We start from the raw sequence: 22,994 nt of genomic DNA on the forward strand, positions 1-22,994 counted from the left end.
CGGGCCAAGCACCCCAAAACGCATACCGCCAGCGTAACGAGCGCTACTGACGGACCCGTGGCCGTTCCGTAGCGCCCGAAGCCACCTTGGAGGCCGCACAACAACGCTCTAAGGAGATCCACATGACATCGCCGGTCACCGTCATCGGCCTAGGCCCCATGGGCGCGACCATGGCGCGGACGTTCCTCGCCAACGGGCACCCGACCACGGTGTGGAACCGCACCGCGTCCAAGGCCGCCCCTCTGGTCGAACAGGGCGCGACCCTCGCCGCCACCATGGCCGACGCGCTCGCAGCGTCCGAACTGGTCGTCATCAGCCAGACCGACTACCAGGCCATGTACGACTCCATCGGCGACGCCGACGTCAAGGGCCGCGTCCTGGTCAACCTCAGCTCCGGCAGCCCCGACGAGCTGCGCCGCGCCGGCGACTGGGCCCGCGACCACGGCGCCGACCTGCTGACCGGCGGCGTGATGGTGCCCCCGCCCGGCATCGGCCAGCCCGGCTCGTACGTCTTCTACAGCGGGCCCGAGGCGGTCCTCGACCGGCACCGCGCCACCCTCGCCGGGCTGGGCGACACCACCTTCGTCGGCACCGACCCGGGCTTGTCGATGCTCTACTACCAGTCGCAGCTGTACCTGTTCTGGTCCACGCTCGTCTCGTACATGCACGCGGTGGCGCTGCTCGGCACCGCCGGGGTGTCCGCGCAGCAGTTCCGGCCGTTCGCGTCCGGGACGCTGGAGGCCCTGACCGGCGACGGCCCGATGGGCTTCCTGCGCATCCTCACCGAGGAGATCGACGCGGGCACCTTCCCGGGCGGCGCCAACAGCCTGCGCATGCAGGCCGTGGGCGCCGACCACGTCGTCGAGGCGAGCCGCGAGGCGGGCATCGACGACGCCGGGCCGCTCGCCCTGCGCGACCTGTTCCGGCGCGCCGTCGACGCCGGGCACGGCGCCGACGGCCTGTCCAGCGTCATCGACGCGATCCGCCGTCCGCGGCGAGAGGGAGGCACATGACGAACCGCGCGCCGCGGTCGCTGTCGGCGATGGTGAGGGAGCCGCCGTAGATCTCGGCGATCTCGCGGGCGATCGGCAGCCCGAGGCCCGTCCCCTGCGGGTCGCGCTCGCGCGACTCGCTGAGCCGGGCGAACCGCTCGAAGACGCGTTCGCGCTGGTCGGGGGCGATGCCATGGCCGTCGTCCTCGACCGAGAGCAGCGCCATCGCGCCGTCGCGCCGGACCGTCACCTCGACGTTCGACTCGGCGTGCCGCTCGGCGTTGCTCAGCAGGTTGCCGAGCACCCGCGCGATCCGCACCGGGTTCGCCCGGACGACGACGCCGGGCTCCAGCCGGGCCGTGATCCGCACGCCGTCGCCGCGCCGGTCCACCTCGCGGCGGGCCGTCTCGGCGAGGTCGACCGGCTCCACCGGCTGCGGCACCCGCGAGTCCAGCCGGGACAGCTCCAGCAGGTCGATCACGATGTCGTTGAGCCGCTCGGCGTCGCGCAGCGCCGAGTCGATCAGCGGCCGGGTCTCCTCGTCCACCTCGTCCAGCGCCATCTCCAGCTGCAGATGGAGGCCGGCGATCGGGTTGCGCAGGTCGTGCGAGGCGTCGGAGACGAACCGGCGCTCCCGGTCGGTCGCCTCCTCCAGCCGCTCCAGCGTCGCGTTGACGGTCTCGCCCAGCGCCTGGATCTCGCCGTGCGTGCGCGGGACGAACACGCGCTGCCGCAGGTCGCGGGCGTCGAGGTCGGCGAGCTCGGCGCGGATCCGGTCGATCGGCGCGAAGGCGCGGCCGATCGTGTGCCACGTCCACCAGGTGACGAGCGACAGCAGCGCCAGCAGGAGGAACGCGAGCGTCAGCGGCAGCCCCCACACGTTCAGCAGGCTCGGCAGCGGCTCGGCCGCGACGACCATCACGCCCGCCCCCCACGGCGACGTGCGCATCCGCAGGCCGAAGACCCACGCGCAGCCGGGGATGGAGCGGGGGCAGGTGCGGTGGTCGACGAGCAGGTCCCCGCTGGACAGGCCCGCGGACGCGAACGGCGGCTTGCCGCGGGCCTGCGGCGTCGCCGCGAGCACCCGCGTGCCGTCCGCGCTGACGATCTGCGCCATGCCGGACTCGCCGGGCCGGGTGCTCAACCGCCCGGTGATCCGGCCCTGGACGATGTCGAACGCGATCCGCTCCGCGGTGCGCTCGGCCTTGGCCGCCTGGCCGGACTCCAGCCAGTCGCGGACGAGGAGCATGCCGAGCACGAGGATCACGGTCAGGAACAGCGCCGTGACCGCGACGGTGATGACCGTCGCGCGCCCGCGCACGGACACGAGCAGCCGGTCGCGCCAGTAGCGCGCGCGTTCGCCCCTCGCCTGCGTCACAGCCGTCCCCCGGATCGTCACGCCGTGTGATGGATCGCTACCAAGCGTACGGGGCGGCAAACCCAAGCCGTGGATGCGGCGATCTTGTCATAGTCAGATCATCGGTATATAAAGATCGCATGAGCAAGCCGATGCAGGAACCGACGTTCCTGATCCTCACCGCCCTGGCGGACGGCGCGCAGCACGGCTACGGGATCATCGCCGACGTCGAGCGGATCTCCGACGGACGCACCCGGCTGCGCGCCGGCACCCTCTACGCCGCGCTCGACCGGCTCCAGTCCGAGCACCTCATCGCGCCCGACCGCGAAGAGGTCGTCGACGGCCGGCTGCGCCGCTACTACCGGCTCACCGACGACGGCGCCGCCGCCCTCGCCGCCGAGGTCGAGGCGCTGCGCCGGCGCACCGAGGCCGCCGCCCGCCGCCTCGCCGCCTTCCGCCTCCCCGGCGGCGGCACCGCCCCGGCCTTCGTCGCCCTCTCCCCGAGGGGGCTCCGTTGAGCACGCTCGAAGACCGCTACCGGCGCCTGCTGGCCCTGTACCCGGCCGCCCACCGCGAGGCCCACGGCCCGGAGATGCTGAGCGTCCTGATGTCCACGGCGCGGCCCGGCCGGAACCGCCCGTCGCCCGCCGAAACCGCCGACCTGGTCCTCGGCGCCGCCCGGATCCGGCGCCGCCACGCGACCTCCGGCATCAGCGCCTCACCCTGGACCGACGCCCTCGCCATCACCGGCTTCCTCGCGACGCTCCTCCTCCTCGCCGAAGCCGCGCGGTTCGTCGTGAACATCCCGCAGCTCGCGCAGCTCTCGGCGGACCGCGGCCCGATGCTCGAATACGGGCTGGTCTACGACTTCGGCACCGGCCCGTACTGGCTCGCATGGACCGCCATCGCCGTGCTCGCCTGGCGCGGCCTGCGCCGGCCCGCCACCGTCGCCGCCTGCGCGGTCACCGCCGTCCACACCGTCCTCGCCGTCTACGGGACGGCCCTCCCGCACGACCCGGGCGCGTCCGTCGGCGCGTCCCTGGCCGGCCCCCCGCTGCCGCTCGCGCTGCTGGCCACCGCGTCCCTGCTCGCCTCACCCGGCCCCCGGCACGGCGCCCGCCTGCTCGGCCGCGCGCGCATCACCGCGGCGGCGGCGCTGGCGGGAATCCTGGTCGCGCTCACCTCGCTGCCCCTCTTCACGCTCGCCTTCCAGGGAGACCTGGGAAGCCCCTATGCCCACCCCGGCAGGATCTCCGCGTTCCCGCAGATCTGGAACGCGCTGGGGTTCGCCGCCGTGATCGCGTCGGCCGTCCTCGCCGCCGTCGCCCTCGCGCGCACCCGCGAAGGCCGCCGCGCCTTCGCCCTGGTGGCCCCCAACGTCGCGCCCTTCGTCATGCCGTTCACGATCTTCAGCACGTCGGCCGGGGACGCCGTGACCCTGCCGAACCTGCTGGCCAAGTGCCTGATCGGCTTCGCGGTCACGATGCTCTGCGTCCGCCTCGCCGAACTGCCGTCCAGGAACCGGACGGCCCGCGAGCGCACCGCCGCCTGAACGGCCCGCGAGCGGTCCGCGCGGTGAGAGGATCTTGGGCGTGAAGTTCGATGACCCCGGCACCGTGCTCCCCACGTGCGTTGAACGGCTCGGCGAGACGGCGGGCAGGCAGTTCGCGGGAATGGCCCGCCGCGGATTCCACCTCCAGCGTCCCTCGGACGGCGCCGGGGCCACCGGCCGCTGCCGGCTCGGCGGCCCCGCGCTGCTCGATCCGGGCACGTCCTGGCCCGAGACCGGCGGCTACCCGTACTCGCTGTTCGCGGTGCTCGACACCGACGCCCTCGCCGCCTGGCTCGGAGCGGAACTGCCCATCCGGCCGGGCCTGCTCAACTTCTTCTACTTCGACCCCGACGTGCCGTACGAGGTGTACAGGGAACTGGACTTCGCGCAGGGAACGGGCCTCGTGATCCCCGCCGACCCGGCGCGCGCCGTCGAAATGCAAGCGCCCGCACCGGCCCGGAGCTTCCCCTCCACGCCCGTCCACGCCGCCGAGACGGTCATGCTGCCGGACTGCTGGGACGTCGAGGACGGCGACATCGACTACGACAGGGACGCGCACTGGGGAGCGACATCCGTGCTCCTCGACCGGATGGACGGCCTCGACGGCAACACCACGAACCTCCACTGCGCCTTCGGCTGGCCCGACACCTCGTACGCGGTCCAGGTGATCGAACGCGACGCCGACGGGCTCCCCGACGTCCACCTGCTCCAGATCCCGGAGGATGAGGAACTCGGCGTGAACTGGGGCGAGGGCGGAACGGTGTACTTCACGATCCCCGCGAAGGCGTTCGCGCAAGGCGACTTCACCCAGGCCGACACCCAAGGCCACTGCTGCTGACCCGCCCGCGCGGACGGCTCTCTCAGGTGTTGTCGAGCCGGCCGTGTTTCTCCTGGCCGGTGGCGGAGCGGAACCGGGCGAGGTCGGGGAACCGCGATGTCACGCCGTCCTGGTCCGTCCAGACGATGAGCGAGTGTGGCGTGGAGGAGTCGGACCGCCGGTAGAGGTTCCCGTCGAGCGTGATCTCCGCCGCCCCGGCGGGGCCCTTGCGGGCGACGCGGGCCACGCACAGCAGGCAGGGCGTGCCGGGCCGTGGCGTGGCGAGCGTGTTCCCGCGGACGGTGATCTTCTCGATCCGCCAGGTCATCGCCGGGTCGCCGGCGTGCCGCGGGTCGAGGCCGATCGCGCCGGGACGGTCCGGGCTGCGCGGGTCCTGGGCGAGGTCGATCGTGCGCCCGTTTCCGGCCAGGGTGTTCCCCTCGATCCGCACGTCCGAGGTGTTGTTCACCTTGAGGCCGTCGTCGCCGTTGCCGCTGATGACGCTGCGCGTGACGACGGCCTTGGCGCTCAGCTCCAGGGCGACGCCGTGGCTGGCGTTGCGCAGGATCCGGTCGTCGGTGAGCGTGGCGTCGTAGACCGACTCGTCCAGCCAGACGCCCTTGCCGAGGTTGTCGGCGGCGACGCTGGCGACCAGTGCCACCCGCCGGGACTGGGTGATCTTGATGCCGCCCGAGACCGGTGCGTACTTGAAGTGCTCCAGGTTGTTGTGGTCGGTGCGCACCGACTCCAGGCGCAGGTCGTCGGCGTTGTGGCCGAGCACCCCGAGCATCCCGTTGCCGGACGCGGTGACGTGGCGGATCCGGGCGCCCGGGCCGTTCACGCTGAGGCCGGCCGTCGCCGAGCCGTCGACGACCACGTTCTCCACCGTCACGTTCGGGCCGCTGATCCGCAGGCTGCCCAGTTCGGGAAGCGAGGTGGCGTACCGGCGGATACCGATCCCGCGCAGGGTCGACCGTCCCGCCCGCAGGACGAGCGCATGCCCGAGCGTGCTCGCGCGGACGTCATGGCCGCGCGGGTCGCCGCCCAGGTAGAGGCGCTGGGCGGCTTCATCGACGTAGAACGTGCCGGGCCGGACCTCGGCCCGCGAGGCGACCTGGGTCTGCGGCGAGCCGTCGATCCAGAGCTGGTCGGGGTGCGCCGCCATCGGATGGTCCGGCGAGACGAACCGGAAGTCCGGGTCATCGCTGGGAGCGGCACCCGATGTGTAGGTCGGGCTCGCGTCGAACCGGGCGGTCCAGCCGTCGTGGACCCAGGCGCCGTTGTCCTGACGCCATCCGGTGACCGGTGAACTGCCGTCGAGCCACACGGCCTCGTGCGACGCCGACTGGATGGTCAGCTTGCGTCCCGCGGGGACCTTGACGCTCTCGTGGTAGGTGCCGCCTCGCAGAACGATGGTGCCCAGGACGGGCGCCTTCGCCACGGCGGCGCCGAGCGTGCGCAACGGCTCCCGGACGGTGCCGGCCGCGTTGTCGTCCCCCGAAGGGGCCACGAACAGGGCGCCGACGGGGACGGGGTACGCCGTCGAACCCACAGGCGCCGCCCCGGCCGCGTTGACGGGCGAAGAGGGCGACCGGTGACCGTCATGGCTCCCGCAGCCGCCCACCCCCACCGCGGCCGCCAGCATGCAGGCGAGCACAGCCCTGCTCCTTGTCGGACACGGTCTGCGGGACATGCGAGGAGAACACCTCTGATGAAGACGGAAACGGTTACTCCGGTTACCGTCCGGAATCGTCGCCGACCCGCCAGTGCGGTCAGATGCCGCTGAAAGCCTCGTCGGAGGGTTTCGGTGCCGGCGTTCCCTGCGGGGTCAGCCGCGCCACGGGAACCGCGCCGCGCCGCTTCGCCTCGTACCGCTCGTGAATGGACGCCTGCGCGAACATCCGCTTCCGCAGGCGTTCCCTTTCGCTCTCGCGTTCGATCATGACGATCGCGACGGGATACCAGCGACCGCCGACTTCGATTCTTGCGGACGTCGCGGAACGCAACGACTCCACCAGCGCGCCGCCGTCTCCGCCGTCCGCGACCAGGACGTGGTCGTCGCCGTCACGGAATGCGGTGATGATGTCGGGCTTGCCGTCGGGCGCGAGTCCGACCATCACGCCCGGCATTCCACCGCCGAAGCGGTAGAGGACGACCCGTCCTCGGGTGACCGCGAACACCGCCCGGTTGACCAGGCCGATCACGAACAGCAACGCACCGTCCACCGGTACCCCCTCATGTGGAGCTGCCCTAATTCGACGCCGGATCGTCCGCCGGTGTTCGTGTTCGTGCCGCGAATGCGCCGGGGGTGAGGGCGGTGCGGGCGCGGAAGAACTTGGAGAAGTTGGCCGGGTCGTCGAATCCCGTCCGCCGGGCGCATTCGGCGACGGTGATGCCGGTGTGGGCGAGCAGCCTCTTGGCCTCCAGCACCACCCGGTCGTCGAGGAACTGCTTGGCGCTGCGGCCCGTCACGTCCTGCGTCGCCCGGGTGAGGGTGCGCGGGGAGTAGCCCAATCGGCGGGCGTACCAGGCGACCTCCCGTGAAACGGCGAAATGGGTTTCGACGGCCGCCGCATAGGCGGTGAATGCGTCGCGTCCCGTGGGTGGCGGGGGCGCGCACTCGCCGGCGCGGAGCAAAAGGACTTCCAGAAGGGCGTGCAGTATCGCGGTGCTGCCGGGCATCGCATGGGCGCGGGACGCGTCGTACTCGCGGCGCAAATGGTCGGCGGCGAGCCGGACCAGCCCCTGCCGCGCGGGCTGCCGCCAGCTCACCGGGACGAAGGGGGCGGCGCCCGGCGAGCCCTGCGGCACGGACTCGGGCCGGAACAGCACGAGCGTCCCGTCCACGCCGGCGATGTCGTCCCACCGGTGCACGCGGCCCGGACGGATCCAGACGATCATGCCGGGCTCAAGGCGGTGGTGGACGAAATCCACCGTGACCGTCCCATGCCCTGCGTCGATGATCGCGAGCACGTGGAAATCCGCCCGCTGCATCGGGGGATGCGCGCTGCCTGCCGGCATGGACCGAAGCCGAGGGAACGTGGTCACCTCGACGCCGCCGCCGGGGATGTCGTCCGCCTCGTAGCGCAGCGATCGGATGGCGGCTTGCTGACCGTTTTTCACCATAGACAGGCCGGAGCTTACCTGGTGAGCGGCGACGCCCCGAACCTAGCGTCGAAGCAGACGAAAGGAGAGTCCGGATGGACATGCGATATGTGAGCGTCCAGGGCGGCCCGCTGCCGGTGTGGGTGCGAGACGGAGAGCCGGCCGCACTGGTGTTCCTGCACTACTGGGGCGGTTCCCGCCACACCTTCGCGCCGGTGATCGACCGTCTCGCCTCGGGCGGCACCGTCGTTTCCTACGACCACCGCGGCTGGGGTGCGGCGCGCGACCTCCCCGGGCCGTACGGGATCGAGCAGCTCGCCGACGACGTGCTGGACGTGGTTCGCGGCCTCGGCCTCAGTAACTACGTGCTCGTCGGGCACTCGATGGGCGGGAAGGTCGCTCAACTGGCGGCGTCGCGGAGGCCCGACGGCCTGGCCGGGCTCGTCCTCGTCGCCCCGGCCCCGCCCCGTCCGGCCGTCGACGCCCAAGCGGCGGACGCACTGGCCCACGCCTACGACAGCCGCGCGACGGTCGGCGACGCGCTCCAGCACGTCCTCACTCACGGGCCCCTGCCCGCCGACCTGCGCGAACAGGTGCTGACCGACAGCCTCGCCGCAAGCGACGACGCCCGGCTCGCCTGGCCGCGCCACGGCATCACCGCGGACATCACCACCGCCGCCGCCGGCGCCATCGACGTCCCGGTCCATGTGCTGGCCGGGCAGCACGACCGGGTCGACCCGCCCGCATCACTGGAGGCCAACCTCCTGCCCTTCATCCCGGACGCGCACATGACGGTCATCGACGACACCGGCCACCTGTCACCACTCGAAGCCCCGGGCGCGCTCGCAACCCAGATCGACCGCTTCACCAACGCCCGTTCGTGAAACCCGGCGCTCTCACATCGTGTTGGACGGACGGTCGAGCCAGACCCGCTGCCCCTCCGAGCCCACGACCAGGCCGAACCGGTCGCGTCCAGGACATCCCCACCCGACCCAGCGCAGGTACGCGGCCTCGACCTCGTCCCACAACCGCCGCTCACCGCCCTGAACGACCGGGAAATCGTCCGCGCCCGCCCGGTGCGAACACCGCGCCCACGACGTTCCCGCCTCGTCCGCGAGCACCAGGCACGTCAGCCCTTGGACGACCCGCTCGGCGCCGAGCACGTCAGGCAGCATCCCGGCGATCGCGATGTCCGCCCCGGCCACCGTCCGCGGGTCCAGCCGCGTCCGCGTCTCCTCGCCGTCCCGTTCGAGATCGCCGAACCCGGGGCTGCGCTGCGACCGCAGCATCATGTAGTCGGCCGGGCCGTGGAACCGCCCGATCGCGCGGCCGTCGCCGGTGACCGTGAGCCGCGCCTTGCGCCCGTCCCCGAACGACGGCATCCACGGGAAAAGGACCACCCCGCCCGGCCGCGTCTGCTCGATCCAGCTCAACGGCAGGACGGTGACCCCGCACGTCACATGGACCCGGTCGAACGGCGCCCGCTCGGGAACACCCTTCTCCCCGTCGCCGACCACCAGGCCCGGTGCGAACCCCGCCTCCCGCAGGTTCACCGCCGCCCTTTCCGCGACCCGATCGTCCACCTCGACGGACGTCACCCGCCGGTCGCCGAGCCTGGACGACAGCAGGGCCGCCGTCCACCCCGTCCCCGTGCCGATCTCCAGCACGCGGTCGTGATCGCGAGGCGCGAGCAGTTCGAGGAAGCTCACCACCGCCCCGGGCGCCGACAGCGACGACGTCGACGCCCCTTCACCGGACGCCGGATCCCCAGCTCCGTCGTCCACCTGCGTGACGATCGCGACGTCGGCATAGGCGGCCTCCCTCCACCGCTCCGGGTCGGCGAACCGATCGATCCTGTAGGGCGCCCCCGCCCCATCAGGAACACACCATGCGCGATCCGGAACGAACAGATGACGCGGCACCGCGTACATCGCCCGCTCCCACTCAGGACTGCGCAGGTCACCGCTCTCCCGCAGGAGCCGGACGAGTTCGGAGGTCGTCACTTTCCCCTCTTCCCGCCGCCACCGGTGTTGTCGTCGTCCTTCTTGTCCGGCGGAATCGGCTGCCTCGGACGATGCGTGTCGCCGGTATTGTCGTGCTTCCCCATCGCTTTACCTCCTTGTATGGCCCCGGCCCTCACCGGAACGCCGTTTTCACCGTGTCGGGAACAACCGACAGGTCAGAAGAGCCCCAACCGCCTCCACTCGCCCTTCCGAGCCGCCACGGGAGAGCAGAACCTCGCCCCGTACCGAACGCGCCCGTCGGAAAGTCCGCGCTCCGCGAGCCGCCCGGCCTCGAAGACCACGGCCCCTTACAGGACGCATTTCACCCACGTGACCTTTCCGCCTTCCACCAGCGGGCGCGTCCCCCACGAGAGCGCCAGCTCCGAGACCAGGAAGACGCCGCGCCCGGACGTGGCCTGGAGATCCTCCGCGCACACCACCGGCCGCCCGTCCCCGCCGTCCCACACCTCGATCACGGCCGCGCCGTCCCGCTCGTCCCGGAACACCCGCACCACGACCGGCCCCTCGCCGTGCACGCACGAATTCGTGACCAGCTCGCTCACCAGGACGCGTCCGACGTAGTCGTCGCCGGCCCCCCATTCGCGGAACCATTCCGCAAGGAACCGCCGCGCCAGCCCTGGCGCCTGATCACCCGCCTCCAACACGAGCGTCGGCACTTCCGGTGTCATGGCATTCAGGGACATAGCGCCCACCCTCCCTGGCAGATTTCGGATTCGGCAGGCACCAGAGAACCGCATGAGCAACACTCTGCGTGACAAGAAGAGTTCATTCGCGTAATCACGCCTGTCGAGGTTGGCGGTCGCTCGCCACCACTTGCCGGGCGGCGCGGCACGGTTGCGGGAGGATGCGACATGGTCCGGAAGGCTCGCCACAACTCGCAGGCCATCAGCCCGACGCTCATCGCGTTCGGGAACCAGGTGCGCTACTACCGCGAGCGGATGAAGCTCAGCCAGGACCGCCTCGGCGAGCGCTTCCCCGTCAGCGGCTCGTACATCGGGCAGATCGAGGTGGGCAAGACCCGCTGCACCGAGGAGTTCGCGCAGCAGCTGGACGAGCTGGTCGGCGCTGATGGGTGCCTCGCCCGGCTTTGGAAGGACCTCGTCCAGGACGCCGCCTACCCCACCTGGTTCGACTGGCCCGCCATCGAACGCGACGCCGCGATGCTTCAAGCCTTTGAACTCTCAGTGGTTCACGGCCTCCTGCAAACGCCCGAGTATGCGATGGCCCTACTGGGCGACGAGGCGGCGGTAGAAGCGCGCATGGGCCGGCAGAGCATTCTGAGTCAAGAGAGCCCTCAGCCTCCGAATCTCGCTGTTCTCCTGGACGAAAGCGTCCTGTACCGTGAAGTGGGTGGCTCCGAGGTCATGCGGAGGCAGCTGGAACATCTGATCGCTTCCATAGGAAAACGACTCACGGTCCAGATCGTTCCGTCAGAGGTGCACGATGGCTTGTCGGGGTCGTTCATACTCGCGACGCTGTGGGATCGGAGTGAGGTGGCTTATGTGGAGACGGCCCTTCGTGGCATGACCATGGCGAGTGCGGGCGATATGGCAAAGCTTTCTGAATCTCTCGTGTCCCTCCGAGCCAGCGCCTTCTCGATGAAGGATTCGGTCAGGCTGATGCGTAAGGCGATTGAGGAGAGATGGACTTGACCAGCGTTCTGTGGCGCAAGAGCAGCATGAGCACCAACAACGGCGGCGCGTGTGTCGAACTCGCATCGGTGTCCCGGTCGGTGGCCATCCGTGACAGCAAGGACCCCGACGGCCCCAAGCTGGTCTTCGACCGACACGACTTCGCGGCGTTCCTGGAACGCGTCAAGCGCTAGCGCTGTGTGGACGTGAGCATGGTGAACATGGCCAAGGTCGTTTGGCGGAAGTCGAGTTACACCACGTCCAATGGCGGCGACTGCGTGGAGCTTGCGTCGGTGCCTGGGACGGTAGCCGTCCGAGACAGCAAGGACCCGGACGGGCCGAAGCTGGTGTTCGGACGGCGCGCGTTCACGTCCTTCCTGACCGGCATCAAGCGGTAGTCGCCGGGCGGCGGCTGGGTGCGTTGACTTGCGGCGTGTCGGCCTTATGAGCGGCGTCTTAAGGACGACACGCCGCAAGTCAACGCAGTCGCAGGCTGTAGGTGGCGGCTTTCGTGGGGGCGGCGGGGTGGGGCGGCGGCGTTTTCGGTGTGCCCGGCGGGGGTGTGGGTGTCGGGTGGTTCCAGAGGAGTTGCACGTTCTTGGGGTGGTGGCGGTCGGCCCGGCACGCGTAGCCGGTGCGGCCCGCGCCGATCGCTCCGGCGACCATGGACGACACCGCGGACGTGCTGTCGGTCTCGTAGGGGGCCTTGCCGGGCGTCTGGACGCGCACGTGGAAGCGGTAGACGCGGTCGCCATTGATCGTCGAGCGGGCGTCCCGCGTTCTGAGGATCGTGGCGGTGCACCTCACCGCTTGAGAGGCGCTGACCTCGCTGGTCATGAGCTCGTGGTGCTGTTTCACCACGTAGGTCATCGCCCAGCCGATGCCCACGGCGGCGAGCATCATGATCACTCCGCCGGCGACCGTGCCGTCGTGGTCGCGTATGCCGCTCACGAGGCCGAACAGCCCCATGGCGAAGACGCCCAGCAGCACGAGGTACACGAGGCCGTCAATGATGATCACAAAGTTTTAGATTAAGCACGTATCGGGCCGGGGCGCAGTGTGGAGACGCGGCCGCATTGGGACGGCCGGAGCGGCGGCCGGTCTCCCTCGGCCGGGGAGTGCGCCGAGGGAGACCGGGTTGGTGCTGGTCAGTGGTGCTGCGCCTTGAGCTGCTCGTTCTGCTTCTTGATGTAGGGCTCCTGGGCGCTCCAGGGGACGAGCCGGCCCGGCAGGTCGTTCGTCCAGCCGGACGTCGTCTGCGAGGGGCCGACGGGCAGGTCGCCGTCTCCGAATCCGGCCCATCCTTCGACGCGCAACTGGGTGCTCTTCGGGTCGACGACGATGGTCTCGGTGCCGTCGGCCCGGGTGCCGTCGTCGCTCATGTAGGTGATCTTGAGGCGATAGCCGTCCGCAGTCTTGCCGAGGTTGTCGATGTGGGGCATCCCGGCGAGCGCGCGGAAGGCCGCGGCGCGGACCTTCGGCGGGGCGGGCGTCTCTGAGAGGACCGCCTGGAGCAGGTTGATGGTGGAGAGCTGCGGCTGCTCGCGGGCGGCTGCCGGGGTCGTGGAGCTCTTGAGCAGCGCGGCCTTGAGCCGGGCCGGGTCGGTCGGCAGCCGCTGGAAATCGTCGATGCCCAGATCGGCCTCTCGGAGCACCGACCGCTTCCCGACGCGGCTGACCAGGCCGGGCGCGGCGCTGAGCCAGGTGCGGCCGTCGCGCGCGAACCACGTCTCGCCGGTGTCGGTGACCTTGCCGAGCCGCTGGATGGTCTTGATGTGCCAGTACGTGCCCGAGGTGGCGGGCTTCGCCTCCGCGGTGGTCGCCGCCGCGAGCATGACCTGCGGTCCGGTGAGGACCTGCTCCTTCCTGGTGGTCTTCTTGGCGGGGGAGTCCGGTGCGGACAGGTCGGAGACGACGATGGCCGCCGCTGCCGCCGCCGCGGTGAGCCCGGCTCCGGCCATGATCCAGCGCCGTGCCCGCCGGGGCTTGGCGGGGCCGCCGCCCCGCATCGTGTTTTGGAGCCGGTGCCGGCTGCGGTCGACGGCGTCGGCGGACGGGTCGGGCCCGGCAAGCGCGGTGCCGAGCAGCTTCAGGTCATCCATGGAACGCCTCCGGCGGGATCACATCGTGCAGTTTCTTACGGGCGCGGGAGAGGCGGGAGCCGACCGTGCCCCGGGAGATTCCGAGCGCCTCCGCGACCTCCTCGTACGTGAGGTCGGCCAGCGCGATGAGGAGCACCACGTCGCGTTCGCCGGGGGACAGCGCGGCGAGCGCTTTGGCCAGCTGGGGCCGCAGGCGGCGGGCGGCGACCGCGGTGACGACGCGGTCCTCGTGGCTGCCGGCCGCGGGGACGTCGCCGCCGGTCCGCGCCATCGCCCGGTAGCGGCGCGCCTCCTTGCGCCGGTGCTGCCCGACGAGGTTCGTGGCGATCCCGAACAGCCAGGCGCGCAGGGCGCCCCGCTCGGGGTCGAACCTGTCGCGCTGCCCGAACGCGCGGCAGAACGTCTCGGCGGCGATGTCCTCCGCCGTCTGGGGGTCCAGGCGGCCGGCGACGTAGCGGTAGACGTCCCGGAAGTAGCGGTCGTGCACCTCGGTGAACCGCTCCGGATCCCGCCGGAACCCGGCGGCGATGTCGAGGTCGGTCGGCGACTCACCCAACCCGGTGGTCACGTACCTGTCCTGTCATTGCGCAAGCCCTTCGAGTGTTCGGCCAACGATCACCCATCCTTCGCCGAACCCCGGTTCCGTCTTCCGTCGCGGGACGGTGCGTCAGGCGGTCTCCGGGTGCGGTTCGGTGGCCCGGTGGAAGCGGCCGGCGAACGCGCGCACGAGTTCGACGAGCTCCGCGGGCTCCGTCACGGTGAAGTCCACGCCGAGCAGGCCGAGGTGGACGACGAGCGCCTCGACGCTGCCCGCGCCGGTGTCGAGCAGGCAGCTGGCGTCGTCGATCGGCGTGACGGTGCCGATGGCGGCGTTGATCCGCTCGGCGAGCCGTTCGGCGGGCGCGTGCACGACGACGCGGGCCCGGTACCGCCAGGCCGCCGACGACGCGCCCCGGCGGACCTGGTCGACGGCGTCCTCGGGCGGCTCGCGGGGGGCGAACCGGGGCCCCGCCGGGGTGCGCGGACGGAGCCGGTCCACCCGGAAGGTCCGCCAGCCGGCCCGCTCGACGTCGAACCCGACGAGGTACCACCGCCGTCCCCAGTTGACCAGCCGGTACGGTTCCACGTCGCGCCGGCTCTCGGACCCGTCGTGGCTGCGGTAGTCGAACCGCACGCGCTCGCGGTCGCGGCTCGCCGCGGCGAGGACGCTCAGCGTGTCGGCGTCGACCCGCGGGCCCGGGTCGTCCCGGGGCACCGCGACGGCGTACTCCTGGAGGGCGCCGACCCGGCGGCGGAGCCGGGCCGGCAGCACCTGCTCCAGCTTGGCCAGGGCGCGGAGCGAGGTCTCCTCGACCCCGGTGATCGTGCCGCCGGCGGCGGTGCGGAGCCCGATCGCCACGGCGACCGCCTCCTCGTCGTCGAGCAGCAGCGGCGGCAGCGCGGCCCCGGCGCCGAGCCGGTAGCCGCCCGCGGCGCCCCGCCGGCCGTGCACCGGATAGCCGAGGTCGCGCAGGCGCTCCACGTCGTTGCGGACGGTGCGGGTGGTGACCGACAGCCGTTCGGCCAGTTCGGTGCCGGTCCACTCGCGGGGCGTCTGGAGCAGCGAGAGCAGGCGCAGCAACCGCGCCGAGGTCTCCAACATGCTCCGGAGTCTGCCAGGTGAAGAGGAACGAACCTTGCCTAATTGCCTCCTATGTTGGTGACCACGGCGAACGGCAGAGCCCGTTCCGGGGACTCAGGTAAAGGGAGCACGCTCATGTTTCTCGTCATCGGTGCCACGGCCCACTTCGGACGCCAGGCGGTGGAGGAGCTGGTCGCCGCGGGCGCGCCGGTCCGGGCGCTGACCCGCGCCCCGGAGCGGGCCGGGCTGCCGCCGCAGGCCGAGGTCGTCCAGGGAGATCTGACCGAGCCCGAGACGCTGCCGGCCGTGCTGGACGGCGTCGAGGCCGCCTTCCTCGTCCTGCCGTACGGGATGGACGCCGGCCCGCTGCTGGAGGCCGCGGGCCGGGCCGGGGTCCGGCGGCTGGTGTTCCTGTCCTCGGGGGCGATCGTCCCCGGCGCCGCGCGGCAGCCCGACGTGATCGCCGAGTACCACCGCGGCGTCGAGCGGGCCATCGAGGAGTCCGGGATCGAGTGGACGTTCCTGCGGCTGCTCTTCCCCGCCATCAACTCGCTGACCTTCGCGATGCAGCTCCAGGGCGGCGACGTCGTCCGCATGCCGTACGCCGGGGCGGCCTTCAGCGCCGTGCACGAGCGGGACGTCGCCGAGGCGGCCGCGCGGATCCTGACCGGCGGCGGGCACGCGGGGCGCGTCCACGACCTGACCGGCCCCGAGTCGCTGACCCAGGCGCAGCAGGTCGGCGTCCTCGGTGCGGCGCTGGGGCGCCCGCTGACCGTCGAGGACCTGCCCCCGGAGCCGGCGCTGGAGCAGATGAGCCGGTTCATGGACCCCGATTTCCTGGCGGCGCTGTTCGGCCTCATGGCGCGGGCGGCGGACGGACCGGCACCCGTCAACGACAATGTCGAGCGCATCACCGGACACCCCGCGCGCACCTACGCCCGGTGGGTCGCGGATCACCGGGCCGACTTCGGCGGCTGAGCGGCGGGGCAGGGGAAGGACGGCACGGTGGCACGGGTACTGACGCGACGCGAGCTCGGACGGGCCCTGCTGGCCCGGCAGTGGCTGCTGGAACGGACCGGCGCGACCATCGAGGAGGCGGTCACCGGGCTGGTCGGCATGCAGGCGCAGGCGCCGTACGCGCCGTACTTCGGGCTCTGGAGCAGGCTGCGGGACTTCGGCACCGCCGGCCTCGCGGACGCGCTGACCGGGCGCCGCCTGGTCCGGATCGCGCTGATGCGCAGCACCGTCCACCTGGTCACCGCGGCGGACTACCGCGCGCTGCGGCCATGGGCGCAGCCCGCGCTCGACCGCGAGCTGGACACCGCGTTCAAGAAGGACCTGGCCGGGCTGGACCGCGCGGCCGTGGCGGAGGCGGGCCGGGCGCTGCTCGGCGCGCGGCACCTCACCCCCAAGGAGCTCGGGGCGGCGCTGCGCGAGCAGTGGCCCGACCGCGAGCCCCGCGCCCTCGCCACCGTCGTGCGCAACCTGGTGCCGCTGGTGCAGGTGCCGCCGCGCGCCGTCTGGGGCGCCGGCGGCACCACCCGGTACGCGACGGCCGCCGGCTGGACCGGAGCCGAACCCGACGCCGGCGCCGACGCCGGCCGCATCGTGCTGCGCTACCTCGCCGCGTTCGGCCCGGCCTCGGCCGCCGACCTGCAGACCTGGGCCGGCCGGACCCGGCTGCGTCCCGTCCTCGAAGAACTGCGGCCGCGGCTGGCGGTCTTCCGGGACGAGGGCGGGACCGAGCTGTTCGACCTGCCGGACGCGCCGCGCCCCGGCTCCGACGTCCGCGCGCCGGTCCGCTTCCTGCCCGAATACGAAAACCTGCTGGCGTCCCACGCCGACCGCACCCGCGTGATCTCCGACGAGAACCGGAAGCGGATCGGGACCCGCAACGGGATGCGCGCCGCCCTTCTGGTGGACGGCCAGGTCGCGGGCGCCTGGAAGCTCCATCGGGACAAGGCGCCGGCGACCCTGGAGATCGACCCGTTCCGGCCCCTGACCACCACCGAGCGCGCGGACGTCGAAGCCGAAGGCCACCGCCTTCTGCACTTCGCCGCCCCCGGCATCACCCACGACATCACCTGGTGACGTCCGACGGACTACTCACTCATATGGACATTGACGTCTGTTTAATGTCACCCGAGGCTCTGGCGCCGCCGCGCCGGTCCGTCCAGGATCGGGGCGTGCGCGAACACGACTCCCTGCGGCGCCGGACGAAGGCGCTGGTCACGGCGGCGCTCACCGCGATGGCGGCCGTCTGGTGCCTCGGCGCCCCGGCCCGTGCGGACGCGCCGGCGACGTACTACCTGGCGCTGGGCGACTCGGGCGCGGTGGGCGTCCAGGCGGGCCGGGGGCCGACCGACGAGGGCTACACCGACGACCTGCACGCCGCCCTGAAAGCGCATCGGCCCGGCCTGCGGCTGGTGAAACTGGGATGCCCCGGCGAGACGACCACCACCATGCTCAAGGGCGGCATCTGCTCGTACGCCGCCGGTTCCCAGATGAACGCCGCCCTCGACTTCCTCGAGCGGCACCGCGGCCGGGTCCGGTACGTCACCTTGAGCATCGGCGTCAACGACGTCGGATGCATGCTGGACGGCGACCTGGCCTGCGGCGTGAAGGGCGTCGGGAGCCTCCTCACCGAGTTGCCGCAGATCACCGCCGGGCTGCGGGCCGCGGGCGGCGACGCCCCGGTCTACGCCTCGATGACCTACTACGACCCGGGCTTGGCCTCCTGGGTGAAGGGCGACCGGGCCACGGCGATCGCCTCGGTGCCGCTGCTCGACGCGTTCAACGGCGTCCAGCGCGCGGCCGCCCTGGTCGGCGGGTTCAAGGTCGCCGACGTCAGCGCGGCGTTCGCCGCCCACGACTTCTCGACCGAGGTCGCGCTGCCCCCGTACGGCACCGTCCCGCTGAACGTCGCGCGCATCTGCGCCTGGACGTCCCAGTGCACCCGAGGCGACGGCCACGCCAACGCCACCGGCTACCGCCACATAGCCGCCGCCTTCCTCCACACCGTGACCTGACCCCGCACCGGACCACGGACCCGTGCAGGGCGCCGAAGGTAGTCTGCTGAATACCTGCACCGACCTCGACCGGAGGCGCCACGAGCCATGTACGCGCTGACTCTTCCGTTGCCGTCCGGTGACACGTGGACTCGGGCAGAATACGAGGCGCTGCCGGAGGATCTGCCGGTACGCGTGAGCCTCGTCCATGGAGAACTCGTCGTGAACCCGCGCCCCCGCCCGATTCACCAGCGCATTGCGAGGCGCCTGGCGAACCGGATCGAGGAAGCCGCTCCCGACGCGTGGCAGGTCGACACCGACGTGGACGTCCTCCTCGACGACGACGAGGCGGAAGCGGTCGAGATCGCCCCCGGCATCGTCGTGTACTCCGCCGAGCACGACGTCTACGAACGCCCCATCCCGGCCGCGCTGGTCGGCCTCGTCGCCGAGGTGGTGTCGCCCTCCACCAAGCGTAAGGACCGGCGGACCCAGCCGGCCCTTTACGCGGAGGCCGGAGTCCGGCACTACTGGCGAGCGGAGACCGACCAGACCGCACCGGCGTTCGCCGTCTACACCTACGAGTTGGACGACGCCACCGGCGGGTACGTCGCGACGGGCGTGCACCACGACCGGATCACCACCGGCGTGCCGTTCGGCCTCGACATCGACCTCAAGGGCGTCCGCGAGCGCTGACGCCCGCGCCGCCGCGAGGCGAGGACGTCATGCCGTCGCGTTTCGGGCGTGGCGGGCGGTGAAGTCGAGGACGCGGTGCCACGCGTCGGCGCACGCCTCCTCCCACTCGCCGGAGTCCCGGTCGAAGAAGGAATGCGGGGCGCCGTCGTAGACGTGCTTCTCGTACGCCTTCCCGGCCGCGTCGAAGCCCGACGTGAGCTTGTCGAACTCGGCCGGCGGGGTGGCGGCGTCGTCGCCGGCCAGCAGCATCAGCAGCGGCGCGGACAGCGCGGCGGTCGCATCGCCGAAGAAGCGCGGCGGCCCGTAGAAGCCGACCGCGCCCGCCAGGCCCAGGCCGGTGGCCGCCTGCCGCCACGAGTGGCCCCCGCCCAGGCAGAAGCCGACGGTGAAGACGGGCCCCGGGTGCTCGGCGCGCAGCCGTGCGGCGGCGGCTGCGGTGTCGGCGTCGACGTGCCGGTCCTCCAGCAGCGGCAGGTGCGCCATCGGGTCGAACGACTCGTCGCGGGGCGCGGGGTCTGCGCTGCGCCCGTAGTAGTCGGTCACGATGGTGTGGAAGCCGGCCTCGGCGAACCTCATCGCGAGCGCCTCGTAGAACGGGTGCAGGCCGCGGATGTCCGGGAGCACGACCAGGTTCCGCCCGTTCGGGACCGCCGGGACGGCCCGGTAGGCGGACAGGCGGTTGCCGTCCGCGGCGGTGATCTTCAGGCGTCCGTGCTCGGCGACGTCCCCGGTGACCACGGGTGAAGCGGGCGGCCGGCCGCCGGTCGAATGGCACATGTGCGTTCTCCTTCTCATCGGGTGCGTCCACCGCAGAGGCTCCACGGGCCCCGCGACGCCATCCAGGCCGCCGACATACGGGTACAGGCAGGGCCACCTTCCGGCCGCGGCCGGCGGGCATACTGGCGGCAATGGGAGACCGGGACGAGCTGGGGGCGTTCCTGCGGATGCGGCGCGCCCGCGTCACGCCCCAGAGCGTCGGCCTGCCGGCCGGGTCCCGGCGGCGGGTCCCGGGGCTGCGCCGCGAGGAGCTCGCGCACCTCGCCGGGGTCAGCGTCGAGTACTACCAGCGGCTGGAGCAGGGCCGGGCGACCCGGCCGTCGGACGCCGTGCTGGACGCCATCGCGCGGGTGCTCGGCCTCACCGACATCGAGCGCGCCCACCTGGACGCACTGGCGCGGCCGCCGCGCCGCGCCGCGCCGGGGGCGGCGGCCGCCGGGGCGCCGCCGGAGCTGCGGCGCATGCTGGACCTGATGGACCGGGTCCCGGCGCTGGTCATCGACGACATGTTCGGCGTGCCGGCCGCCAACCCGCTCGCCGCCCGCCTGTTCGCCGCCGGGCTCGCCGCCGGGCTCGCCGCCGGGCCGAGGGCACGGCGGAGATGAACCGCGCCCGGACCCCGGCGGGGGCCGGTGCCGCTGCTCGCCCGGGTGAGGAGGGCTGGGATCATTGGCGGGAGCACTGGTGAGCGGGAGTTGAGGGGGACGGCGTGGAGCTGCTGCACTCGGGGAAGGTCCGGGACGTCTACGCGGACGGGGACGACCTGATCCTCGTCGCGTCGGACAGGGTGAGCGTGTACGACGTCGTCCTGCCGACGCTGGTCCCCGACAAGGGGAAGATCCTCACGCAGCTGTCGCTGTGGTGGTTCGAGCAGCTCGCGGACGTCGTCCCGAACCACGTGATCTCGGCGACGCAGGTGCCGGACGAGTGGGCGGGCCGGGCGATCCGGTGCCGGCGGCTGACGATGCTGCCCGTCGAGTGGATCGCGCGCGGCTACCTCGCCGGGCTCGGCCTGAAGGAGTACGAGAAGGGCGGCACCGTCTCCGGGATCGCGCTGCCGGACGGGCTGGCCGAGGCGTCGAGGCTGCCCGAGCCGATCTTCACGCCGACGACGAAGGCGTCCGAGGGGCACGACGAGTTCATCACCTACGACGACGTCGTCGCGGAGATCGGCGCGGACACCGCCGCGCGGCTGAAGGACGTCACGCTGGAGGTCTACAAGCGGGGCGCCGAGATCGCGGCGGAGCGCGGCATCATCATCGCGGACACCAAGCTGGAGTTCGGGCGCGCCGCCGACGGGACGCTCGTCCTCGCCGACGAGGTGCTGACGTCCGACTCGTCCCGGTTCTGGCCGGCGGACGAGTGGGAGCCGGGCCGCGCGCAGCGCTCGTACGACAAGCAGTACGTGCGCGACTGGAGCAGCACCCTGGACTGGGACCGCACCCCGCCCGGCCCGGCCATCCCGCAGGACGTCGTGGACGCCACCCGGGCCCGCTACATCGAGGTGTACGAGCGCCTGACGGGCCGTACCTGGCAGTCCTGACGGGGGACTCAGAGCAGGGTCAGCAGGTGTCCGGCCTGGTGGACGAGGGTTCCGGGCGGGTTGCGCGGATGGTCCGGGTCGTCCGACAGGAGGGCCAGGAGCCAGAAGAGGGCCAGGAGCCGCCGGCATTCGGGGAGCCGGGCCCGCTCGGACGGGGTCAGTTCGAAGCAGCCGAGCAGCACGCCGGGGTCGAGCACGCCCTTCGCGGAGACGTGCTCGGCGACCTCGGCGAGTTCGTACGCGCGGTCGCCGCGTCCGGAGAACTCGAAGTCGACCAGCCGGACGCGCGTCCCGTCCCACAGGAAGTTGGCGAGATTGCCGTCGCCGGTCCCGAAGACGGGCGGCGGTTCGGCGGCGAAGACGGTGTCGCGGCCCGGGCGGCGGAGCCAGTCGCGGGCGGCGCCGAGGGCTTGGGCGGCGAGCGCGTCCGACGGCGGCAGAACCCGCTCTGACCAGGCGCGGAGGTTCTTCAGGGCGTCCAGGGGATGCAGGAGCCGCGACGGCAGTGCCGCCAGGGTCGCGGCCGGTATCGCGGTCTGGGAGACCGACATCGCCTCGACGAGCGCCGCGAGCTGCGCGCCGGTGAGCGGAGCCGAGAGCGGCTCGCCGGGCAGCCGCGACATGGTGACGGCCGGCGGGGACTCGGCGGTCCCATCGCGCAGCGGTTCGGGGGCGAGGCCGGGCGCGTGCTCGGCCAGCAGGGTCAGCGCCCGCCACTCGCGCTCGGGTTGCGCCATGTCCCAGGAGCGGTACCGCTTGGTGACGGTCGCCGCGCCGATCTCGACGCCGTGGGTGGTCGCCATGCCGGGAGCGTAGCCGCGCGCGCTGAACGTGCGGCGGGGCCGGGGACGTACTTGCCGGTGACGGGCTGCTTCTGCGGAGCGAGGGGGCCGTCTGCATGGACGTTGAGGACGTGCTCGGAACCACCGGGCCCGGCGGCGGCGCGGGCGCGGTGCTCGGCTCGGTCACGCTGCCGGGGGCGCGCAGGTCGGTGGCGACCGCGCGGAGGTTCGTCCGGGACGTCCTGGACGGCCTGCCGGGCCTGGACGACGTGGTGCTCGCGGTGAGCGAGACCGTCGCGAACGCGGTGACGCACACGGCGTCGGGGCTGGAAGGCGGGCTGGTGACGGTGGTCGTCGCGGCCGTGCCCGGAGCGGTGCGGCTGGAGGTCGCCGACGACGGGGCGTCCGGAGCGCGGCCCTACGTGAAGGACGATCCCGGGGCCGAGACGGGACGCGGGATGCGGATCGTGCAGAGCCTCGCCGCGCGCTGGGGGTACCGGGCGGACGGGACGCGGACGGTGGTGTGGGCGGAGTTCCCGGCCCCGGACGCGTGGGTCCGGGACCGGGAACGGTGATGCGGGGGCCGGGGCCGTCAGCGACCCCGGTTGAACTGCCGGGTGGGCGCCCGGCCGGCGTTGCGGCGGTTGTTCGCGAACGACGCCGACCTGAAGTCGGGCTTGCCCTTCCTGGCCTTCTTCTTGGGCGGGACGGGGTTGTTATCCGGGTTGTTGGCGCGCATAAAGAAACCACCTCCGGGCAGAGTCGTGGTGCAGCCGTGAAAGGGTGAGGAAAAGGCCGGAGGCATGGCGAAGAAACCGGTCACGCGGGCATGCGTGAACCAGTGAGAGTATTCGCGGAATTTCGCCTTCGGCGCGGAGGGCGGGAGCGGGCCCGATCAGATGCGGGCGGCTCGACCGTGGGATATCAAAGCTCCATGCCGGTGATCATGCCTGAGCCCGGCAGTCGTGTCAACCCTCTTTTTTCCGGCGG

At 72.2% G+C, this 22,994-nt stretch carries 28 protein-coding genes; 15 read left to right on the plus strand and 13 right to left on the minus strand.

Annotated elements, in window-relative coordinates; genetic code table 11:
* The first annotated feature begins 86 nt into the window (after nucleotides 1–86).
* Nucleotides 87–1,013, plus strand: a complete 927-nt coding sequence (locus J4709_RS00955; RefSeq protein WP_269757033.1) for an NAD(P)-dependent oxidoreductase — start codon at nucleotides 87–89, stop codon at nucleotides 1,011–1,013.
* Here J4709_RS00955 and J4709_RS00960 read toward each other — a convergent pair.
* On the minus strand, nucleotides 970–2,370 hold the full coding sequence (locus J4709_RS00960) for a sensor histidine kinase (protein WP_307800845.1): 1,401 nt from the start codon (nucleotides 2,368–2,370) through the stop codon (nucleotides 970–972). The two genes, J4709_RS00955 and J4709_RS00960, sit on opposite strands and share 44 nt — an antisense overlap.
* Nucleotides 2,371–2,489: 119 nt before the next feature.
* On the opposite strand from J4709_RS00960, the gene J4709_RS00965 reads away from it, so the two are divergent.
* From J4709_RS00965 to J4709_RS00975, 3 genes are read left to right on the plus strand one after another with little or no spacing between them, the layout of a single operon-like run.
* Complete coding sequence (locus J4709_RS00965) at nucleotides 2,490–2,867, plus strand: PadR family transcriptional regulator (protein WP_232382768.1); 378 nt, start codon at nucleotides 2,490–2,492, stop codon at nucleotides 2,865–2,867.
* Nucleotides 2,864–3,901: a hypothetical protein gene (locus tag J4709_RS00970; RefSeq protein WP_208235772.1), complete on the plus strand. Its 1,038-nt coding sequence runs from the start codon at nucleotides 2,864–2,866 to the stop codon at nucleotides 3,899–3,901. The genes J4709_RS00965 and J4709_RS00970 overlap by 4 nt, the downstream gene beginning before the upstream one ends.
* Before the next feature lie 40 nt (nucleotides 3,902–3,941).
* Nucleotides 3,942–4,739 carry a DUF1963 domain-containing protein gene (locus J4709_RS00975; RefSeq protein WP_208235774.1) on the plus strand — a complete coding sequence of 266 codons (798 nt, stop codon included), beginning with the start codon at nucleotides 3,942–3,944 and terminating at the stop codon, nucleotides 4,737–4,739.
* Between the two features lie 22 nt (nucleotides 4,740–4,761).
* Here the strand turns inward: J4709_RS00975 and J4709_RS00980 are convergent, their stop codons facing one another.
* The 3 genes from J4709_RS00980 to J4709_RS00990 form a co-directional block, all read right to left on the minus strand.
* Nucleotides 4,762–6,270: a right-handed parallel beta-helix repeat-containing protein gene (locus J4709_RS00980; protein WP_208235776.1), complete on the minus strand. Its 1,509-nt coding sequence runs from the start codon at nucleotides 6,268–6,270 to the stop codon at nucleotides 4,762–4,764.
* Nucleotides 6,271–6,490: 220 nt separating this feature from the next.
* Nucleotides 6,491–6,922: a hypothetical protein gene (locus J4709_RS00985; RefSeq protein WP_208235778.1), complete on the minus strand. Its 432-nt coding sequence runs from the start codon at nucleotides 6,920–6,922 to the stop codon at nucleotides 6,491–6,493.
* A gap of 46 nt (nucleotides 6,923–6,968) precedes the next feature.
* A complete protein-coding gene (locus J4709_RS00990) occupies nucleotides 6,969–7,739 on the minus strand; it encodes a helix-turn-helix domain-containing protein (protein WP_208235780.1) in 771 nt (256 codons plus the stop codon).
* Nucleotides 7,740–7,918: 179 nt separating this feature from the next.
* Here J4709_RS00990 and J4709_RS00995 point away from each other — a divergent pair, with 179 nt between their 5' ends.
* Nucleotides 7,919–8,707 carry an alpha/beta fold hydrolase gene (locus tag J4709_RS00995; RefSeq protein WP_208235782.1) on the plus strand — a complete coding sequence of 263 codons (789 nt, stop codon included), beginning with the start codon at nucleotides 7,919–7,921 and terminating at the stop codon, nucleotides 8,705–8,707.
* Nucleotides 8,708–8,719: 12 nt separating this feature from the next.
* Here the strand turns inward: J4709_RS00995 and J4709_RS01000 are convergent, their stop codons facing one another.
* Nucleotides 8,720–9,826, minus strand: a complete 1,107-nt coding sequence (locus J4709_RS01000; RefSeq protein ID WP_307800847.1) for a methyltransferase domain-containing protein — start codon at nucleotides 9,824–9,826, stop codon at nucleotides 8,720–8,722.
* 308 nt (nucleotides 9,827–10,134) lie between these two features.
* The gene (locus J4709_RS01005) at nucleotides 10,135–10,515 is read right to left on the minus strand and encodes an ATP-binding protein (protein WP_208235784.1); all 381 of its coding nucleotides are present in this window, start codon (nucleotides 10,513–10,515) and stop codon (nucleotides 10,135–10,137) included.
* A 183-nt stretch (nucleotides 10,516–10,698) separates the two neighbouring features.
* Between J4709_RS01005 and J4709_RS01010 the strand changes: the two genes are divergently transcribed.
* From J4709_RS01010 to J4709_RS01020, 3 genes are read left to right on the plus strand one after another with little or no spacing between them, the layout of a single operon-like run.
* Nucleotides 10,699–11,499, plus strand: coding sequence for a helix-turn-helix domain-containing protein (locus J4709_RS01010; RefSeq protein WP_208235786.1), 801 nt, complete (start codon nucleotides 10,699–10,701; stop codon nucleotides 11,497–11,499).
* On the plus strand, nucleotides 11,490–11,672 hold the full coding sequence (locus J4709_RS01015) for a DUF397 domain-containing protein (RefSeq protein WP_208235788.1): 183 nt from the start codon (nucleotides 11,490–11,492) through the stop codon (nucleotides 11,670–11,672). The genes J4709_RS01010 and J4709_RS01015 overlap by 10 nt, the downstream gene beginning before the upstream one ends.
* Nucleotides 11,673–11,699: 27 nt before the next feature.
* On the plus strand, nucleotides 11,700–11,876 hold the full coding sequence (locus J4709_RS01020; protein ID WP_372442030.1) for a DUF397 domain-containing protein: 177 nt from the start codon (nucleotides 11,700–11,702) through the stop codon (nucleotides 11,874–11,876).
* Between the two features lie 79 nt (nucleotides 11,877–11,955).
* On the opposite strand, the gene J4709_RS01025 is transcribed toward J4709_RS01020, so the two are convergent.
* From J4709_RS01025 to J4709_RS01040, 4 genes are all read right to left on the minus strand, one after another.
* On the minus strand, nucleotides 11,956–12,498 hold the full coding sequence (locus tag J4709_RS01025) for a hypothetical protein (protein WP_208235790.1): 543 nt from the start codon (nucleotides 12,496–12,498) through the stop codon (nucleotides 11,956–11,958).
* 128 nt (nucleotides 12,499–12,626) lie between these two features.
* Nucleotides 12,627–13,580, minus strand: a complete 954-nt coding sequence (locus J4709_RS01030) for a CU044_5270 family protein (RefSeq protein ID WP_208235792.1) — start codon at nucleotides 13,578–13,580, stop codon at nucleotides 12,627–12,629.
* Nucleotides 13,573–14,148 (minus strand): RNA polymerase sigma factor, encoded by a 576-nt coding sequence (locus tag J4709_RS01035; RefSeq protein WP_208235794.1) that lies wholly within the window; start codon nucleotides 14,146–14,148, stop codon nucleotides 13,573–13,575. Before J4709_RS01035 ends, J4709_RS01030 begins: the two co-directional genes overlap by 8 nt.
* 99 nt (nucleotides 14,149–14,247) lie before the next feature.
* On the minus strand, nucleotides 14,248–15,222 hold the full coding sequence (locus tag J4709_RS01040; protein WP_208235796.1) for a helix-turn-helix transcriptional regulator: 975 nt from the start codon (nucleotides 15,220–15,222) through the stop codon (nucleotides 14,248–14,250).
* Between the two features lie 114 nt (nucleotides 15,223–15,336).
* Here J4709_RS01040 and J4709_RS01045 point away from each other — a divergent pair, with 114 nt between their 5' ends.
* From J4709_RS01045 to J4709_RS01060, 4 genes are all read left to right on the plus strand, one after another.
* Nucleotides 15,337–16,179, plus strand: coding sequence for an NAD(P)H-binding protein (locus J4709_RS01045; RefSeq protein ID WP_208235798.1), 843 nt, complete (start codon nucleotides 15,337–15,339; stop codon nucleotides 16,177–16,179).
* A 27-nt stretch (nucleotides 16,180–16,206) separates the two neighbouring features.
* A complete protein-coding gene (locus J4709_RS01050) occupies nucleotides 16,207–17,292 on the plus strand; it encodes a winged helix DNA-binding domain-containing protein (RefSeq protein ID WP_208235800.1) in 1,086 nt (361 codons plus the stop codon).
* Between the two features lie 95 nt (nucleotides 17,293–17,387).
* Nucleotides 17,388–18,230 (plus strand): SGNH/GDSL hydrolase family protein, encoded by an 843-nt coding sequence (locus tag J4709_RS01055; protein WP_307800848.1) that lies wholly within the window; start codon nucleotides 17,388–17,390, stop codon nucleotides 18,228–18,230.
* 87 nt (nucleotides 18,231–18,317) lie between these two features.
* On the plus strand, nucleotides 18,318–18,902 hold the full coding sequence (locus tag J4709_RS01060) for a Uma2 family endonuclease (protein WP_232382769.1): 585 nt from the start codon (nucleotides 18,318–18,320) through the stop codon (nucleotides 18,900–18,902).
* A 27-nt stretch (nucleotides 18,903–18,929) separates the two neighbouring features.
* Here J4709_RS01060 and J4709_RS01065 read toward each other — a convergent pair whose 3' ends face one another.
* Nucleotides 18,930–19,679: a dienelactone hydrolase family protein gene (locus J4709_RS01065; protein ID WP_208235804.1), complete on the minus strand. Its 750-nt coding sequence runs from the start codon at nucleotides 19,677–19,679 to the stop codon at nucleotides 18,930–18,932.
* Between the two features lie 131 nt (nucleotides 19,680–19,810).
* Between J4709_RS01065 and J4709_RS01070 the strand changes: the two genes are divergently transcribed.
* Nucleotides 19,811–20,284: a helix-turn-helix domain-containing protein gene (locus J4709_RS01070; protein WP_208235806.1), complete on the plus strand. Its 474-nt coding sequence runs from the start codon at nucleotides 19,811–19,813 to the stop codon at nucleotides 20,282–20,284.
* Between the two features lie 104 nt (nucleotides 20,285–20,388).
* Entirely contained in the window at nucleotides 20,389–21,222 is an 834-nt protein-coding gene (locus tag J4709_RS01075; protein WP_208235808.1) for a phosphoribosylaminoimidazolesuccinocarboxamide synthase, read from the plus strand.
* Between the two features lie 8 nt (nucleotides 21,223–21,230).
* Here the strand turns inward: J4709_RS01075 and J4709_RS01080 are convergent, their stop codons facing one another.
* Entirely contained in the window at nucleotides 21,231–22,025 is a 795-nt protein-coding gene (locus tag J4709_RS01080; protein WP_208235810.1) for an aminoglycoside phosphotransferase family protein, read from the minus strand.
* 95 nt (nucleotides 22,026–22,120) lie between these two features.
* Between J4709_RS01080 and J4709_RS01085 the strand changes: the two genes are divergently transcribed.
* The gene (locus J4709_RS01085) at nucleotides 22,121–22,579 is read left to right on the plus strand and encodes an ATP-binding protein (RefSeq protein WP_208235812.1); all 459 of its coding nucleotides are present in this window, start codon (nucleotides 22,121–22,123) and stop codon (nucleotides 22,577–22,579) included.
* A gap of 17 nt (nucleotides 22,580–22,596) precedes the next feature.
* Here the strand turns inward: J4709_RS01085 and J4709_RS01090 are convergent, their stop codons facing one another.
* Entirely contained in the window at nucleotides 22,597–22,827 is a 231-nt protein-coding gene (locus tag J4709_RS01090; RefSeq protein WP_208235814.1) for a hypothetical protein, read from the minus strand.
* Between the last annotated feature and the right edge of the window lie 167 nt (nucleotides 22,828–22,994).

This window comes from Actinomadura violacea (assembly GCF_017573465.1).
GTDB classification, from domain to species: Bacteria; Actinomycetota; Actinomycetes; order Streptosporangiales; family Streptosporangiaceae; genus Spirillospora; species Spirillospora violacea.

What these genes read in the sequence shown, in the direction of transcription:
- J4709_RS00990 (WP_208235780.1), bottom strand. Translation starts at nt 7,739, where the DNA reads ATGCCGGCAGGCAGCGCGCATCCCCCGATGCAGCGGGCGGATTTCCAC.
- J4709_RS01020 (WP_372442030.1), top strand. Translation starts at nt 11,700, where the DNA reads ATGGCCAAGGTCGTTTGGCGGAAGTCGAGTTACACCACGTCCAATGGC.
- J4709_RS01030 (WP_208235792.1), bottom strand. Translation starts at nt 13,580, where the DNA reads ATGGATGACCTGAAGCTGCTCGGCACCGCGCTTGCCGGGCCCGACCCG.
- J4709_RS01010 (WP_208235786.1), top strand. Translation starts at nt 10,699, where the DNA reads ATGGTCCGGAAGGCTCGCCACAACTCGCAGGCCATCAGCCCGACGCTC.
- J4709_RS01005 (WP_208235784.1), bottom strand. Translation starts at nt 10,515, where the DNA reads ATGACACCGGAAGTGCCGACGCTCGTGTTGGAGGCGGGTGATCAGGCG.
- J4709_RS00965 (WP_232382768.1), top strand. Translation starts at nt 2,490, where the DNA reads ATGAGCAAGCCGATGCAGGAACCGACGTTCCTGATCCTCACCGCCCTG.
- J4709_RS01045 (WP_208235798.1), top strand. Translation starts at nt 15,337, where the DNA reads ATGTTTCTCGTCATCGGTGCCACGGCCCACTTCGGACGCCAGGCGGTG.
- J4709_RS01070 (WP_208235806.1), top strand. Translation starts at nt 19,811, where the DNA reads ATGGGAGACCGGGACGAGCTGGGGGCGTTCCTGCGGATGCGGCGCGCC.
- J4709_RS01085 (WP_208235812.1), top strand. Translation starts at nt 22,121, where the DNA reads ATGGACGTTGAGGACGTGCTCGGAACCACCGGGCCCGGCGGCGGCGCG.
- J4709_RS01065 (WP_208235804.1), bottom strand. Translation starts at nt 19,679, where the DNA reads ATGTGCCATTCGACCGGCGGCCGGCCGCCCGCTTCACCCGTGGTCACC.
- J4709_RS01040 (WP_208235796.1), bottom strand. Translation starts at nt 15,222, where the DNA reads ATGTTGGAGACCTCGGCGCGGTTGCTGCGCCTGCTCTCGCTGCTCCAG.
- J4709_RS01060 (WP_232382769.1), top strand. Translation starts at nt 18,318, where the DNA reads ATGTACGCGCTGACTCTTCCGTTGCCGTCCGGTGACACGTGGACTCGG.
- J4709_RS01080 (WP_208235810.1), bottom strand. Translation starts at nt 22,025, where the DNA reads ATGGCGACCACCCACGGCGTCGAGATCGGCGCGGCGACCGTCACCAAG.
- J4709_RS01015 (WP_208235788.1), top strand. Translation starts at nt 11,490, where the DNA reads ATGGACTTGACCAGCGTTCTGTGGCGCAAGAGCAGCATGAGCACCAAC.
- J4709_RS00995 (WP_208235782.1), top strand. Translation starts at nt 7,919, where the DNA reads ATGGACATGCGATATGTGAGCGTCCAGGGCGGCCCGCTGCCGGTGTGG.